The 16,182-nt window shown below is 72.3% G+C and carries 9 protein-coding genes; 3 read left to right on the top strand and 6 right to left on the bottom strand.

What is annotated here, in order from left to right; translation table 11 throughout:
- Positions 1-74 precede the first annotated feature (74 nt).
- The gene (locus tag LV79_RS21690) at positions 75-1,976 is read right to left on the bottom strand and encodes an ATP-binding protein (protein ID WP_253839987.1); all 1,902 of its coding nucleotides are present in this window, start codon (positions 1,974-1,976) and stop codon (positions 75-77) included.
- 123 nt (positions 1,977-2,099) lie between these two features.
- Here LV79_RS21690 and LV79_RS21685 point away from each other — a divergent pair, with 123 nt between their 5' ends.
- Complete coding sequence (locus LV79_RS21685) at positions 2,100-2,585, top strand: DUF4383 domain-containing protein (RefSeq protein WP_253839980.1); 486 nt, start codon at positions 2,100-2,102, stop codon at positions 2,583-2,585.
- A 719-nt stretch (positions 2,586-3,304) separates the two neighbouring features.
- Here LV79_RS21685 and LV79_RS21680 read toward each other — a convergent pair.
- Positions 3,305-5,416: a PAS domain S-box protein gene (locus LV79_RS21680; RefSeq protein ID WP_253839978.1), complete on the bottom strand. Its 2,112-nt coding sequence runs from the start codon at positions 5,414-5,416 to the stop codon at positions 3,305-3,307.
- A gap of 211 nt (positions 5,417-5,627) precedes the next feature.
- Between LV79_RS21680 and LV79_RS21675 the strand changes: the two genes are divergently transcribed.
- Entirely contained in the window at positions 5,628-6,977 is a 1,350-nt protein-coding gene (locus tag LV79_RS21675; protein WP_253839976.1) for an alpha/beta hydrolase, read from the top strand.
- Here LV79_RS21675 and LV79_RS21670 read toward each other — a convergent pair.
- The 3 genes from LV79_RS21670 to LV79_RS21660 all read right to left on the bottom strand — a co-directional run bounded on the left by LV79_RS21670 (position 6,959) and on the right by LV79_RS21660 (position 9,447).
- Positions 6,959-7,645 carry a VanZ family protein gene (locus tag LV79_RS21670; protein ID WP_253839973.1) on the bottom strand — a complete coding sequence of 229 codons (687 nt, stop codon included), beginning with the start codon at positions 7,643-7,645 and terminating at the stop codon, positions 6,959-6,961. The genes LV79_RS21675 and LV79_RS21670 overlap by 19 nt on opposite strands.
- Before the next feature lie 115 nt (positions 7,646-7,760).
- Positions 7,761-8,795: a hypothetical protein gene (locus LV79_RS21665; RefSeq protein ID WP_253839971.1), complete on the bottom strand. Its 1,035-nt coding sequence runs from the start codon at positions 8,793-8,795 to the stop codon at positions 7,761-7,763.
- Positions 8,785-9,447, bottom strand: coding sequence for an HAD family hydrolase (locus tag LV79_RS21660; RefSeq protein ID WP_253839970.1), 663 nt, complete (start codon positions 9,445-9,447; stop codon positions 8,785-8,787). The genes LV79_RS21665 and LV79_RS21660 overlap by 11 nt, the downstream gene beginning before the upstream one ends.
- A 32-nt stretch (positions 9,448-9,479) precedes the next feature.
- On the opposite strand from LV79_RS21660, the gene LV79_RS21655 reads away from it, so the two are divergent.
- Complete coding sequence (locus tag LV79_RS21655; protein ID WP_253839968.1) at positions 9,480-10,178, top strand: class I SAM-dependent methyltransferase; 699 nt, start codon at positions 9,480-9,482, stop codon at positions 10,176-10,178.
- A gap of 14 nt (positions 10,179-10,192) precedes the next feature.
- Here the strand turns inward: LV79_RS21655 and LV79_RS21650 are convergent, their stop codons facing one another.
- Positions 10,193-16,111 (bottom strand): WD40 domain-containing protein, encoded by a 5,919-nt coding sequence (locus LV79_RS21650; protein WP_253839967.1) that lies wholly within the window; start codon positions 16,109-16,111, stop codon positions 10,193-10,195.
- Between the last annotated feature and the right edge of the window lie 71 nt (positions 16,112-16,182).

Genomic DNA, 16,182 nt, shown 5'->3' with positions numbered 1-16,182 from the left:
CGTGAACCTGTGGATGGGTTGGGGGGTTGTGGATAAGTCGGCCGTTGCGGACGAGGGTGCGCAGCGAAAATGGGTTAGCGCTGGCGGAAGGTGGTGGCTACGGCTTTGCAGGCGGTGGCGACGTGGTCGAACTCGGTGCGGATGTCGGTGAGGTCTGGGGATAGGCGGCCTGCCTTGGCGTCTTGTTCGACCGTGGCGAAGAGGGCCGCCAGGCCGGAGGCGCCGATGTTGGCGGCGGAGCCCTTCAGGGTGTGCGCCTGCACGACGGTCGCGTCGGTGTCGCCCGCGGTGATGACGGCCTTCAGGGCGTTGAGGGCCGCCGGGGTCTTGGTGGTGTACGAGGTGAGCAGGTGCGCGAGGAAGTCGAGTTCCTCCTGCGGCGGGTTGGGGCCGCTGATCTCCAGCAGCCGCGCTCGGATCTCGGTCTCCCGGTCCAGGGTGGTCGTGGCCATGGTCGCGGTCGTCGCGGTGATCTCGGTCTGCTGCGCGCCGGAGAGGGCGGCGACGAGGTCGGGGACGCGCACGGGCTTGGCCAGGTGGTCGTCCATCCCCGCCGCGAGGCAGGCGGCGCGGTCCTCAACGAGGGCGCTGGCGGTCAGCGCCACGATCAACGGCTGCCGTTCGACGGGAAGTTGCGCGCGGATGGCCCGTGTTGCGTCCAGGCCGTCCATGACCGGCATCCGCACGTCCATCAGGACAACGTCATAGGGGGCGGCGTGCATGGCCTGCACGGCTTCGTGTCCGTTCGCAACGGTGTCGACGTGGTGGCCGAGGCCCGCGAGCATGAGCCGGGCGACCTTCTGGTTGATGTGGTTGTCCTCGGCGACCAGCACGCGCAGCGGGCCGGTCGGCGTGAGCGGTGCCGTGCGCGGCTCGGCGGCCTGGTCGGCGGCCACGTCCAGCAGGGCGCTGAAGGTGAAGGTCGACCCGACGCCCGGGCTGGTGCGCACGGTGAGGTCGCCGCCCATCGCGACCGCGAGGCGCCTGCCGATCGCGAGGCCGAGGCCGCTGCCGCCCTGGGTGCGGGTGGTGGAGCTGTCGACCTGCCGGAACGGCACGAACAGCACCGCCATCTTGTCCTCGGGGACGCCACAACCCGTGTCGCTGACCGAGATCCGCAGCCACACCCGGCCCGCAGCGGCGGGGTGCAGTTCGACGGTCGTCATGATCTGGCCGTGTTCGGTGAACTTCACCGCGTTGTCGAGCAGGTTCACCAGCACCTGGCGCAGGCGGGCGAGGTCGCCGACCAACCTGGTCGGGGTACCGCCCCGCACCACCACCTCGGTGCTCAACCCCTTGCGGCGCGCCTCGTCGGCGACCAGCGCGGTGGCGCTGTCGACCAGGTCCCGCACACCGAAGCTGACCTGTTCCAGGCCCCACTGCCCGGACTCGAGCTTGGCGAAGTCGAGAATGTCGTTGATGATGCCCAGCAACGTCGCACCGCTGTCGCGCACGGTCTGCACGAGGTCGCGCTGCACGGTGTCGAGGTCGGTGTCGAGCAGGACGCCGGTCAGACCGACCACGGCGTTCATCGGGGTTCGGATCTCGTGGCTCATGGTGGCCAGGAACGCGGTCCTGGCGGCACCGGAGGTGCGCAGCGCGGCCGCGGACGAGTCCAACGCGTCGGCCATCCTGGCCAGTTCCGCGGGGACGGTCACGACGGGCACGCGCACGTTCGGGTCACCCGCGCCGATGCGGGCCGCAGCCTCGGTGACCGCGCGCACTCCGGTGCTGACCTGGCGGACCGTCCACCACGTACCGATCGTCACGACGACAACCCCGACCAGGCACACCCAGGCGACACCAGCGGTCGCGGTCGGCCCCAGGAGAGCGGCCGCCCCCGCGCCGACCACGAGCAGGACCAGCACGGCGAGGGTGGGGCCGACGGCGAGCAATCGGCCGAGCGTCCACCACCTGGCTGAGGGCGCGCGGGGACCCGAGCGGTCCTCCGCACCCTGCAAACCATCCGTGGTCACCTCTTCGCTATCGACACAACGCGCAGTCGGATGAGGCCGTCGCACAGCCGGGTGGCGTTCGTGACCCGGGGTTTGCGGCCGACCGCGCGTGGTAGCCGGTGGGAAGACCCGGAGGAGGTCACGATGTCCACCGCACACCACTTCCCGCACCGGCGCTCGGATACCACTGTCCTGCAACCAGTCCGCTCCGCCGCGGCCATCGTGGCGGGCCTGTTCGCGGTCGTCGGTGTGCTGGGGTTCGTTCCCGGCGTGACGCGGGGCCTGTCGGAGATCACCTTCGCTGGCCACGACTCGGGGGCGCTGCTGCTGGGCGCGTTCGCGGTGTCGGTGCTGCACAACCTCGTCCACCTGGCGTTCGGCGCCGCCGGGATGGCCATGGCGCGCACCAGCAAGGGCGCCCGCGAGTTCCTGCTCCTCGGCGGCACCATCTACTTGGCACTGTGGGCCTACGGGATGGTGGTCCCGCACGACAGCCACGCCAACTTCGTCCCGCTCAACACCGCCGACAACTGGCTGCACCTCGGCCTCGCCGCCGCCATGATCGCCACCGCCCTCCTCTTCGGCACCCACGTCGAACGCACCCCCATCACCCCGCCCACCCCGGAGTGACCCCTCCACACCCGCGACCGTCCACGACTTGTCCACAACCCCGCGAGCCATCCACAGGTTCACGAGGCCCCTCTTGACAAGCCCCCGTTTTCGGTAGTCTCGAAAGTGGGACCTCAGACCCCGGGAGGGTGGGCCCCACCACGCGAGTTGATCATGGAACTCGCGGGCGCCGGAAAGGAACGTGCGGGCGCTGGGGAGGGCTTCCGGGTGGTGCGGCCGCGGATTTCGCGATCGGCGTAGCGGCGGCTGATCGAAGTAGCGCCATGCGAGCGCCTCGCCCGCGACCAACCCGCAACAGCCGCGCCCCAGCCGCAGATACCCAATCGCCACAGCCGATGCGCGCTCTTGTACGCCAAGGCCCCACGAGCCACTCACAGCGGCCGCACGCCCCAGCCCACAACCACAACCGATGCGCGCCCTCGGTCGCAACCGACCACTTATCCACAACCCCGTGAGCCATCCACAGGTTCACGCGGCCCCACTTGACAAGTCCCCGATTCCGATAGTCTCGAACGTGGGACCTCAGACCCCGGGAGGGTGGGCCCCACCGCGGGAGTTGATCATGAGCCGGAGGGTGGCGACGCGGGGTTGACGGGGGCATGGAGGGGCGTGCTCTTCATCACGTCGAGGGGTTCGACCGTGCCGAGAGCGCGATTTCCTCGTTGTGCCCGAAGGGTTCGTCGGCTGCACACAGTCCACAGTAGAGAAAAGCGCGGCAGCTATCGGCGGGGGGCGGTCTGGCCGGACCGGCGGTCGCGGAGTTGGCGTTCGGTGCGGGGTGGCGGGGCGGTGTGGCCCGCGACGGGCACCGTGAAGCGGACCTGGGTGCCGCCGTCTCGGCCGGGTTCGACCCAGATGGTGCCGCCGTGGCGTTCGACGATGCGCCTGCAGGTGCTCAGGCCGATGCCGGTGCCCTGGTAGGCGGAGGCGACCTCGGCGCGGTCGTAGAGGGCGAAGACCCGCTCGCGCGCCTCGGACGGGATGCCGATCCCGTTGTCGCTGGTGGTGATCGTGACCGCGCCGTCTGTCCACTCGGCACCGACGTGGACCCGCGGCTCGACGCCGGGGTCGACGTACTTCACCGCGTTCCCCAGCAGGTTCGCCATGACCTGGCGCAGCAGGGTCGGGTGGCCGGGGATGGCGGGCAGCGGGTCGCGGGTGATCTCGACGCGGCGGGAGCCCGCGCTGAGCTCGGTCGCCAGGTCGTCGACGATGCCGTCGAGGTCGACCTCGCGCAGGCCGAGGGGTTCGTGCGAGGCGCGGGCGTGCGCCAGCAGGTCGTCGATCATGACGGTCATCCGGTCCGCGGCGCGCGAGATCGCCGAGAGTGCCTTGTGCGCGGCCTGGTCCCCGCGGCGACCGCGCTCGTCGATCAGCTCCGTGACGACCTCGGTGTACGCGGTGATCGCGGTCAGCGGGCTCTTGAGGTCGTGCGCGACCATGGCGGTGAACTGGTCGAGTTCGTCGTTCGCCGCCGCCAGTTCGCTGTTGGCCAACGCCAAGCGCTCCCGGGCCGCCTCGCGCTCGGTCACGTCGCGCAGGAACGAGTGGAAGCGGCGCTCCCCCTGCCAGGTGAACGACGCCAGGCTCAGCTCGACCAGCAGCCCGCTGCCGTCGCGGCGGCGCGCGGGCACCTGGACGATGCCGTCGTGCAGCCGGGACTCGCCGGTGCGCGCGCGGTCGGCGTAGCCGCGGTTGTGCGCGGCCGCGAGCCCGGTCGGGATGATCAGCTCGTCGAGCCGCCGCCCGACGGCCTCGTCGCCGGTGTAGCCGAACATCGCCTCGGCGGCCGGGTTCCACGCGGTGACCGCGCCCCTGGCGTCGGCGACGATGACCGCGTCCGGCGCGGTGTCGAGGATGGTGGCGAGCAGACGCTCGCGGTCGGCGAGTTCCTGGCGCTGGGCGCGCTCGACGGTCACATCGCGCATGGTGACCACGGCCCCGATCGGGGTACCGCCCGGTCGGTGCAGGGCCCGTCCGGCGCACACCACCCGGACCGGGTCGCGCCCGTCGCGGGTGATGACCATCTCCACGTCGGCGACCGAGCCGTCGCGCAGCGCCACGCGCAGCGGGACCTGCTCGGCGTCGAGCGGGGTGACGCCGTCCTGGGCGTAGAGCCGGTAGTGCGCGGGCCACTGCTCGGGCTCGACGCCGGGGTCGGCCCCCATGCCGTGCCACTCGCGGGCGGCGCGGTTGAACAGGGTGAGGCGGCCGTTCTCGTCGCAGGCGACGATGGCCACGTCGATGGACTCGTGCACCGCGTCGGTCAGCTCCTGGCGGGCCTCGAGCTCGTTGGCGTAGTCCTCGGCGAGGGCGCGGGCCGCCTCGGTCTCGGCGGCGAGCGCCTCGGTGGCCCTGGCCTGCCTGCGGCGCTCGAAGAGCGCGAGGACGACGACGGCGAGGTCCTGCAGGGCGGTGACCTGGGTCTCGGTGAACGACCTCGGCTCGGTGTCGAACGCGCACAGCGTGCCGAGCACGTGGCCGTCGGGGGTGATCAGCGGGACGGAGGCGTAGCCGCGGACGGCGGCGAGCTCGCCGGTCACCCACGGGCTGGTGGCGAAGCGCTCGTCGCGGCTGGCGTCGGTGACGTGCACGGGGTCGCCGGTGGTGACGACGACCTGGCACATCGAGTCCGCGCGCGCGGAGTCGGCGCCGTCGAAGCCGACCGTGGTCAGCTGGCACTGCCGGTGCTCGTCGAGCAGGTTGAGGGTCGCCGTGGGCACGCCCGCGACGTGCGCGGCGACGCGCACGACGGCGGAGAGCTCGTCGTCGGCGGGTGCGTCGAGGACGGCGTACTCGTGCAAGGCGGCCAACCGCGCGGTCTCGCTCACCGCCGTCCTCCAGTCACCTAATCGGGTCCCTGCCGACCTGTCATCGACCGAGAGTCACCCCGACCTGAAGGCTTTTCGGGCCGCGAAGGGTGCGGTTCGACACCGTTCCCGCACCCGAAGCGGACCCGGTTCTCACCCTGTGCGCGGTATCAGGGTTCGCTCATCCTGTGGACGGACGCCTGGTCACACGGCACAAACCCAAGATCGGCGCATGCACAGGAAATGGATGGCCCTTGTCATTCCCCTAGCGGCGGTCGGCGCGCTGCTACCGATGGGGACGGCCCAGGCCACGGGAAGACCACAGGTACGGCCGATCGAGTGGAGGGCATGCGGGACGGGTGCGGAGTGTGGTGAGGTCCAGGTCCCGCTCGACTGGGCGCGGCCGGGCGGCGAGAAGATCACCGTGGCGGTGAGCCGGGTGCGGGCGACCGACCAGGCCCGGCGGCTGGGGGTCGTGCTGTTCAACCCCGGTGGCCCCGGGGGTCCCGGCACGCCGGTCGTGCGCGAGTTCGCGGCGCAGGTGTTCCCGGCTGACCTGCGCGCCCGGTTCGACATCGTCGGCTTCGACCCGCGCGGCGTCGGCGACAGCAGGCCCGCGATCACCTGCCCGGTGCCGCCGACCAGCCCGTCGGTGACGCAGTTCCCCGCCACCGGCGCGGAGTTCGACCGGCTGGTGGCCTACAACCGCCGGGTGGCGCGGGGCTGCCGGGACGCGACCGGGCCGCTGATCGACCACGTGGACACGGTCAGCGCGGCCCGCGACATCGACGTCCTGCGGCAGGCGCTGGGCGAGTCGCGGGTCAACTGGCTGGGGCTGTCGTACGGGTCGCTGCTCGGCGCGACCTACGCGGGGCTCTACCCGGACCGCGTCCGCGCCATGGTGCTCGACGGCGCCGTGGACCACACGATCGGCACCCGCCGGATGGTGGTCGACGAGACCCGGTCCACCGAGGACGTGTTCACCCGGTTCGTCGCCTGGTGCGACGCGGAACCGTCGTGCGCGCTGCACGGCCAGGACGTCGCGGCGCGGTACCGGGCGCTGCTGGACGGCGGCGCGCAGGACGCCACCCCGGACGAGGTCGGGTTCGGCGCGTACACGCTGCTCAACCTGCCGTCGTACTGGCCGCAGCTGGCGGAGGCGATCCGGGACCGGACCGGTTTCGCGGGCGAGGAGAGCTCGGCGGCGTACCGGGTGATCGGCTGCCACGACTTCCCCAGCGACATCCGCACCTTCGGCGACCTGCGCAGCCGGATGACCGCCGTCCGCGCGCTGGCTCCGAAGACGCGCGGGTACGTGGAGGCGTGGGACGTCCAGGCGGGGTGCGCGGGCTGGCCCATCCCGGCCGCGAACCCGTGGGGCCCGACCCCGGTCCGCGGCGCCCCGCCGATCCTCGTCGTCAGCGGTGAGCACGACCCCGCGACCCCGCTCGTCTGGGGTACGGGCATGGCGAGCCAGATCGCCTGCTCCCGCCACCTCGTCTGGAGCGGCGTCGGCCACACCGGCTTCCTCAACGACGGGCCGACCCAGCAGAAGGAGGTCGACTACCTGATCTCCCCGTGACCGCCCGCCGCCGTGGGGACCAGCTCCGGTCTCCACGGCGGCCGCGTCGGCTCGCGCCACCACCGGCGCGACGCCATGGCGGCCAAGGCCGCACCGACCGCGTTGAGCAGCACATCGTCCACTGAGGACACCCGGTCGAGCTGGAACGCGTACTGCGCGGTCTCGACCAGGACCGAGCACACCGCCCCGAGCGCCAGCACGCGGGGCACGGACGCCATGGCCGCGAACCGGATCGGCGCGAAGAACCCCAGGGCGGCGAACACGAGCAGGTTGCCGCCGATGCCGAGCGGCCCCATCGTGACCAGGTCCCGCAGCGGCACGAGGCTCACCCTGCCGGGGACGACGCCCGCACCGGACCCCGGCATCAACGTCATCCACACCCACGGGATCGTCCCGTAGACCATGCCCACCTCGGCCAGTGACATCCGCCAAGCGGCGGGCCGCCGACGCCGCGCCAAGACCCACGCGACCAGCACGGCCACCGGTATCCCGGCGAACGTCATCAGCACGACGCCGTTCTCGGTGCTGAGACACCCGTTCCACCGCCCGGCGAGGCACATCGGCGCCGCCATGAACAACGGCCCGCGCACGACGTACACAAGACCCGCCAGAGCGAGGACCCCTAGGCCGACAACCACTCGCACCCGCGTCGATGAGCTGACCTTCACCTCCACAGTGAACCCGACACCCCGTTGCCCCGACATACGCGTTTTCGCATACACCCGCGATACATCCGCCGTCGTGGTCCTGGGTCAACCCGCCGCGAGGGAGCCTGTGGACAACTTAATCCGCGTTAGGGGTCGGAGGGTCGAGACTGTCGCGCATGGAGGTGAGGTATGAGCGGAAGGACGCGCTGTCCTGGACTTGGGCGGCGCGCCAGCGGACGAGGTCGGCGGGGGTGATGTCGCGGCCGGTGAGGGATGTGAGGTGGTCGATGAGGACGGTGTCGGTGTGGGAGGCGTCGAAGAGGACCTTGTGGTCGGAGATCTCGAACTTGCGCATGAGGTCCATGCGCAGGGTGGAGTAGAGGAAGGAGTCCTTGGCGAAGCGGTAGGACTCGGGCAGTTCCATCCGGGCGGAAGCCGGGCTGTGGTACCAGGAGACGTAGACCGACTGGTCGACCATGGCGTAGCGGTAGACGGCGGTGTCGTCGTTGTAGAGCACCTCGACGGGGCAGATCTTGCGGCAGTCGAAGAGGGAGACGAGGTTCATCAGCAGCTCGTCCTCCAGCTCGGCCTCGATCGCCTCGATGGGTTGGCCCCGGGAGCGCAGCCACGACAGCCGGTCGGCGGCGCGGCGGCTGATGGCGCGGCGGTTGCCGGGGTTGATCATGGCGACCCGGATCTGCTGCGGGTGGTGGCGCGCGGCGAGCAGCCGGGCGGCGACGTAGCGGGCGCTGGGGCCGTAGAAGGCGAAGAAGACAGTCGACTCCAGGTCCACGGTCAGGTCGCGGTTGTAGTCGTCGCCGAAGGAGGTGGTGGGGTTGAGCGCGTCGTAGTGCTTGGCGGGCAGGAACATCCGGTTCGTGCGGGCCAGGTCGGCGGTGACCCGCCCGGCGAACTCCTCCAGGCTCTCGGCGATGGTGTCCTGGGTGTGCCGGTCCTGCACCCAGTTGGCCAGCGCGGCGAACATCAGCGCGAACACCACGCTGGCGAACAGGTTGAGGCCGACCGAGGAGGAGATCTGGGCGGCGGTCATGTCGTCGTCCTGCATCACCAGGATGACGCTGATCAGCAGCGCGACCGCGCACGCCGTGGCGAACGAGTAGCGCAGCAGGGTCCGGCGCAGCGACCGGGCGGACCGCCGGTCAGCCGTCATCACGGCTCGCCAGCGCCCAGCGGACCGCGTCAGGCAGCTCCCGCACGACCGGCACCCGCAGCCCGTCGACCCGCGTCTGGCTCACCAGCGCGCCGTTGGACGGGTGGTAGAGCAGGCAGGGGACGCCGCACGCCGTGGCCGCGTGGACGTCGTCGACGCTGTCACCCACCACGAGCACACCGCGCTCCCCCACGGACTCCAGGTGCCTGCGCAGGTGGGGTTCCTTGCGGTGCTGTTCGTCGGAACGCATGCCGTCCACTCTGTCGAAGAAGTGGGCGATCACGCGGAACTGCGGTAGGTCAACCAGCCGATCGTGCGGGTACATCGACAGCAGCGACTGGGACCCACCGGCGTCCCGCCACGCGGTTAGCGCTGCCACGGTCTGTGAGTGCAGGGCGGCTCGGCCCATCAGGTCGGCGTAAGAGAACTGGAAGTGGTCGTTGAGGTCGGCCTGCTCTTGCGGTGAGAGGGCCTTGCCTGCCAGGCGGTCGTAGAAGTCCGTGATGGGCCGGGTGAAGTGCTCCTGGTAGCCGGTCACGGTCACCTCGGGCAGCCCGGCGCGCGCGAAGGCGGCGATGGTGGCCCGCACCAGGGCGTCGCCGTCGTCGAACAGGGTCCCGTTCCAGTCCCAGACGATGTGGTTCACCCGCACGCGCGTGCCTCCAGGTCTGCGATCATGGCCGGGTGCGGCGAGCGCAGTCGAGGGCAACGGCGGCCAACCAGCGGGGCTACTCCGGTGACGAGGTCGCGGGCTACCTGCGCGACCCGTACCACCGGCTGCGCCTCGACCACGCGCTCGACCTGCTCGCCGAGCACCTGCCCCCCGGTTCCCTCTCCGCCGACCTGGGCGCGGGTGGTGGTGAGGTCGCGGCCCTGATCGCCGGTCGCGGCCTGCGCCCGATCGCCTGCGACGTGGTCCACGACGCCTGCCGGGCCGCGGGCTGCCCCGCCGTGCGGCTCGACGTCGGCGAGGTCCTGCCGTTCCGCTCCGGATCGCTCGACGGGGTGCTGGCCGGGGAGATCATCGAGCACGTCTACGACCCGGCCCTGCTGCTGCGCGAGTGCCACCGGGTGCTGCGGCCGGGCGGCGTCCTGGTGCTCACCACGCCCAACCTGGCGCCGCTGCAGGACCGGCTGCGCTTCCTGCGCGGCCACGCGCCGCGGCAGGTCGACCCGTTCCACGAGTACCTGCACCTGCACATCCGCCCGTTCACCTACCCGCTGCTGGCCACCGGTCTGCGCCAGGCCGGGTTCACCCCGTCGGCCCCGCGCTCGAACCAGGTCGTCTGGCGGACCCGGCGCCGCGAGTTCCGCTCCACCTGGGCCGCCCGCCGCTGGCCGACCCTCGGCGGCTCGCTCGTGGTCGCGGCCCGCAAGCCCTGACCGGGCCCGCCCGTTCAGAACGGCTCCGTCAACGGCACGGCGTGCACCTCCCGCAGCGCCGCGTCCAGCTCGCCGACCTCGAACCGGCACAGCCCCACCGCGTGCCAGAACTCGCCGCCGGGGGCACCGTCCACCTTGTACCGGCCGTCCGGGGTTACCGCCGCCCACGCCTCGGGCAACCCGATCATGGTCAGCCGCAGCGCCTGCCGCTCGACGTCCCAGAGCCGGGTCGTGCCGTCGGCCGACCCGCTGGCCAGGGTCCGCCCGTCGGGGCTGAACGCCAGCGACAGCACGCGGCGGGTGTGGCCCGCCATCCTGGCCAGTTCGGCGCCGGTCGCGGTGTCCCACAGGTAGACCACCGCGTCGTCCCCGGCGACGGCGAGCACCCGGCCGTCGGGGCTGAACGCGCCGGACCACAACCGCCCGCGCTGGGCCCGCACCACCAGCGACCTGCTGTGGTCGGCGACCCGCCACAGGACCGCGGTGCCGTCGTTGCTGATGCTGGCCAGCACCTGCCCGTCGGCGCTGAACCGCACGTCGTAGACCCGGTCGGCGTGGCCGTCGAGGGTGGCCAGGCAGGCGCCGGTCTCCCGGTCGAAGAGCCGGACCTTGGCGTCGTCGCAGCCGGTGGCCACCAGCGACCCGTCCGGGCTGAAGACGATCGAGCGCACCCGGCCGCGGTGCTCGTGCAGCACCAGCACCTCGCGGCCGGTGGCCTGCCACCACAGCCGCACGGTGTCGTCGTCGTTGGCGGTGGCCAGCACCTCCCCGTCCGGGGCGAACGCGCTGGCCCACACGTACTCGGTCTCCACGTCGAGCTCCTGGTCGGCGCGCCAGGTGCCCAGGTGCCACAGGTGCACGCCGCCGTCGTTGCTCGCGGTGGCCAGCACCGGCTTGACCGGGTTGAACACCGCGCCGGTGAGCTGGTCGTCCGGGCCGGTGAGCACCTTGAGCTGCCTGCCGGTGGTCGGGTCCCAGACGCGCACGACGCCGTCGTTGCCCGCCGCGGCCAGCAGGTCGCCGTCGCGGTTGAAGCCGACCTGCAGGACCCGGCGGCCGTGGCCGTGCAGCTCGTAGCGCTGCCTGCCGGAGTCCGGGTCCCACAGCCGGACGGCGCCGTCGCGGCCGCTGGTGGCCAGCTGCGCGGAGTCGGCCCGGAACGCCAGCGGCCACACCGCGCCGCGGTGGGCGAGCACCTCGTGGGTCTCCCGCCCGGACGCGGTCTCCCAGACCCTCAGCGTGCCGTCGCTGTCCCCGCTGGCCAATGTGCGGCCGTCGGGGCTGAATGCCAGGTGGTAGACGGCGGTGGCGTGCCGGTGCTGCAGCGCCGCCCCGGTGGCCCGCCCGCGCGGCGGGATGGTCCACAACCGGACCTGGCCCGCTGTGTCGCCGCTGGCCAGCACGTCCTGGTCGGGGTGGAACACGACGGAGTAGACGTGCTCGACGTGCCCGCCGAGGGTGTGCGTCTCGGCGCCGGTCTCGACGTCCCACAGGCGCAGGTACCCGTGCTGCCCGGCGGCCGCGAGCAACCGCCCGTCGGCGTTGAAGCACAGCGTGTAGACCGCCGACCCGAGGCTGAGCAACCGGTGCCGCTCGGCGCCCGTGGTCAGGTCCCAGACCCGCACCGCGCCGGACTCGTCGGCGGTCGCCAGCAGCGGGGCGCTCGGGTGGAAGGCCAGCGCCCACACCCGTTCGACGTGCCCGGTGAGCCGGTGCGCCACGTCGCCGCCGGGGATCGTGCGCACCACGACCGTGCCCGCGCTGTCCCCGTAGGCGACCAGGGTGCCGTCCGGGGAGATCCGCAGCGGCCAGATCGGCGCGGTGTGCCCGTCCCCGTCGGCGATGACCTTCGTCGGTTCCCCGGTCGCCGGGTCCCAGAACCGCACCGTGCCATCAGCGGACGCGGTGACCAGCGCGCTGTCGGGCGGCCCGAAGTCGACCGCGTAGACCCGGTCCAGGTGCCCGTCGAGGATGCGCAGCGGCAGGCCCCGGTCGGTGTCGCACAGCAGCACACCGCCGTCACCGCCGCCGACCGCGAGCAGCGACCCGTCGGGGCTGTAGGACAGCGGGTTGGGCAACCTGCCGTCCTCGAAGCCGAACTGGACCCCGACACCGGCCGGGCGCAGACCGGTCAGCACCGGCTGCCCGGGCACGATCGCGGCGGCCCGCAGCGCGGGCGCGTCCCACAGGTCCTGGTCGGCCTGGACGTTGATCAGCGCGGCCCTGGCCCAGCTGCTGCCGGTGATCACCGCGCCGCGCAGGTCGGTCTCGAGGAGGCGGGCGCCGTCGAGGTCCGCACCGGTCAAGTTCGCGTCGCGCAGCAGGGCCCGGTCGAGCCTGGCCCGGCGCAGCCGGGCGCCGCGCAGGGTGGCGCGGGAGAGCTTGGTGCCGATGAGCAGGGTGTCGGACAGGTCGGCGTCGGACAGGTCGACGCCGGACAGGTCGCGCCAGGACAGGTCCTCGCCGCGCAGCACGGCGCCGCGCATGTCGGTCTTGGCCGGACCGCTGATCTGCTTGCTGACCATGAGCGCGTTGGCGTCGACCACCGCGTCCCTGGCCGGTCGGGCGACCCACAGCAGCAGCTGCCTGGTGTCGGCGAGGTCGCAGAGGAACTCGACGGTCAGCTCCGAGAGCTTGCGGCGGCCCAGCAGCGCGGGCGTGTCGTCACCGGCGGCGAAGTGCCTGGCGATCTCCTTGGCCAGCAGGAACTCGGCCACCGAGCTGTGGATGAAGCCGAAGAGCCCTTCCTCGGTGCGCACCAGGAGGCTGCCCGCGCCGACCGCGTGCGTGGCCTGCTGGGCCGACATCGGGGCGTCGACGAGCTCCGCCAGCGCCTGGGCGACCTCCGCGACATCGTCGAGCCGCAGCAGCACGTCGTCGGACTCCCAGACCCGCAACGCCAGCGTGGTCACGGCTGACCACATCTCGTCGATGGACAGGCCTGCCTGCGCGCCGGGAGGGTTAGCCCTCTCGTACTCGTAGGTGAGCCAGGCGGTCAGGATCTCTTCATAGAGGCTCGCCGCGCTGTCGACCGCCTCGAGCCGGTCGGTGTCCAGGCCGACGACGAAGCTGAGCATCCGCGGGTTGCGGGCCAGACCGCCGAGCTCGTCGACCCGGTTGATCACCTCGAGGCGTTCCCGCGCGACGCCCCGCTCGGTGCCGTAGGCGTTGACCATGTAGTCGTCGATCTGGGTGCGGGTGAAGTCCTCCAGCAGCAGGATCCGCCGCTGGGTCAGCACACCGAGCCGGTCGCGCAGCGCGGTGCTCACCTGGGCCTCGTTCTGGAAGTGCTGCGTGCGGCTGGTGACGATGATCTTGGCGCGGTCCTCGGCGGCGGCAAGCAGCGTGGTCAGGTGGTCGGCGGCGCGGTCGTAGCTGACCCGGCTGGCCAGCTCGTCGAACCCGTCGAACAGCAGCACGATCCGGCCCTGGCGCAGCAGGTAGCGGAAGGCGCGCAGGTCGATGCGGGACTCGCCGTTGTTGGCCAGGTGCGCGGCCACCAGCCCGTCGACGCTGTGCGCCTTGTCCAGGGCGTGCAGCTCGATGAGCACCGGGGAGACGCCGGGCAGCTCGGTCGGCAGCCGCATCGCCAGCGTCCGCATGGCGAAGGTCTTGCCCCGGCCGAAGTCGCCCAGCAGCAGCACGAACCGGCCCTCGTCGGCGGAGAGCAGGTCGACCAGCTCGCCGACCACGTCCTCGCGCACGTCCGGGACGGTCCCCGGGGCCACCTCGATCTCGCGGAAGCGCTGCGGCACGTACAGCTCCGGCGGGTACACCCGGTCCTGCCGCAGCCGGTCGGTCTGCGCCGCGACGTACTCGCGCAGGTCCAGGAGCCCCTGGAACTCGAGGAAGCTGCGCAGCCGGATCCCGTCGCGCGTCGCGGCCGCGCGCAGCGTGACCCCGGGGTTGGGGCCGAGGTAGACCAGCTCGGAGGTCAGGTCCTCGGCGTTGCGCCTGCGGACCGTGGCCAGCGCGGCGACGTCCTGGGCGGTCGGCTCACCGACGTGCGCGGCGATCAGGAACTGCGGCACCAGGTCGCCGTCGGGGTAGCTGACCCGCAGCACCGGCGGTCGACCGGGCAGCCTGCGCACCGCGGCGCCGGGGTGGCGGACCTCCAGCACCTCGGTGATCCGGCGCAGCAACTGGTCGACCGGGTGCTCGGAGCGCTCCTCCTCGGCTTGGCGCACCTCGGTCTGGCGGACCCGGGGACCGGCGGGTGGGGTGAAGGTCCGCGCGGCGGCGTGCCACGGGCGGGCGACCCCGCCGGTCCGGCGCGGGCCACCGACCAGCGACCAGGTCTCCACGCCGTCACGGGTCAGGTGAAGCAGCCGGGGGGCGCTCGCGGGCGGGATGCCGCCAGCCTGCGGGGCGACCTTGCCAGTACCGGAGGTGTCGCCGCTGAGCAGGAGGTTCAGCCGGGTGCCGAGGGCCGCGTCGAGGGCGTCGGCGTCGGCGAGCCCGGCACCACCCGCGGCGCCGGGGGTGTGGCCGACCACGCCGAGCCGCAGGTACCCGGCGTCGACGTACGGGGAGAGCGCGTTGGCGAACCACTCGAGCTGGCCCTCGCCGAGCTTGCCGGGCTCGTCGAGGGTCAGGTGGGTGTGCGGGAGGGTCGAGTTGAACGCGGCGACGACCACCCGCAGGTCGGCGATCTCGATCAGCGACCACGGCTGGTTGGCGTCGAACACGGTGCCGGGGCCGTTGCCGCCGGGGTAGAGCTCGCGGTGCAGGCGTTCGTAGTGCAGCCACTTGCTGAAGTACGGCGGCTCCGGGTTGAGGCTTTCCGCGCGGCAGTGCGCGAAGTAGGCCTCGCACGCGGCAGCGGTGATGTCACCTCCGCCAGGTACGACTACCAGCCTGCCCGCGTCGATACCCAGCAGTGAGCGCAATCCGGTGAGGAAGCTGCGTACTTGGTCGAACTGCTCGCGGCTACCGGAGTCGGTGAGGCTGCCGCTGATGACAACAAGCTCAGGCGTCGGTAGGCCTGACTCGGTGAGGCGGGCTAGACCGGCGTCCAACGCGGCGAGCCGGTCGACAGGGCTACCTGGGTCGCGACCGAACCTGGGACCAGGCAGGTGCAGGACGCCAAGTTCGTGGCGGGGGTTGCTCGTTGGCTTTGCCGTGGGCGGGAACTCGGCCGATTCGGAGGTGTGTTCGCCGCGCGGGTTCGGGATGGTCTCCTCGACGACTGCGACCGTTGGCAGGGCCTTGCCGGGGAAGCGCGGGTTGTCGCCGGGCTTCGCGCGGCCGGTCAGCGCGTGTTCGAGCCGGTCGAGCAGCCGCGCCCTGGCCAGCTCCGGCTCCTCGATGCCGACCATGTCCACGAAGGTGACCTGGCCGAGCAGGCCCTCGGGGAAGATGTTCTGGATCCGCACCGGCACCAGCAGGTTGCTGTCCGGGCGGTCGTGCGCGGCCTGGTACGCCGCCATCCACTCCAGCTTGCCGTACTGCGAGGCGAGGTAGTTGCTGGAGAGCACCGCGATGACCGCCGAGGACTCCCGGATGCCGCGGTCGATGAAGTCCAGGAAGTGCGTGCCCGGCACGAAGTCCCAGGCCTGGATCATCACCGAGTACCCGGCCGACTCGAGCTCGTGCGCGATCCAGGTGGCCCAGGCGTCGTCGAGCAGCGAGTAGCTGACGAAGAAGTCGACCGGGCCGGACCGGGGTGGGCGTGGGCCGCGCACCGGCGGACGCGGACCGGGCAGCGGGGTCGGCACCAGCTCGGCCACCGCCATCCCGAGGGCGAGCGCGAGCAGCGACACCTCAGCCGTGGTGACACCGCGGGCACCCGACTCGATGGCGGCGATCGCGGCGGCGTCGAGCGCGTCGGACCCCAGCCGGGCGCACTCGGCGGCCAACTCCCCCGTCGAGAAACCCCGCCGCCGACGCGCCTGCGCCAATCGCGCCCCGAACCCCGGCTCCGCTCGGCTCACCCAGGCCTCCCCAGCTCGGTGGACCCCGTTCGACCGTCAGCGGGCGGCCGGGCGGCGGGCGAGGGAAAGGA

It is taken from the genome of Actinokineospora globicatena (assembly GCF_024171945.1).
GTDB classification, from domain to species: Bacteria; Actinomycetota; Actinomycetes; order Mycobacteriales; family Pseudonocardiaceae; genus Actinokineospora; species Actinokineospora globicatena.
The sequence above is the reverse complement of the archived record's forward strand: the minus strand, read 5'-3'. Positions and strand labels throughout refer to the sequence as shown.

Coding starts and splice junctions, on each gene's coding strand:
- LV79_RS21675 (WP_253839976.1), top strand. CDS start 5,628: ATGCACAGGAAATGGATGGCCCTTGTCATTCCCCTAGCGGCGGTCGGC.
- LV79_RS21665 (WP_253839971.1), bottom strand. CDS start 8,795: ATGACGGCTGACCGGCGGTCCGCCCGGTCGCTGCGCCGGACCCTGCTG.
- LV79_RS21685 (WP_253839980.1), top strand. CDS start 2,100: ATGTCCACCGCACACCACTTCCCGCACCGGCGCTCGGATACCACTGTC.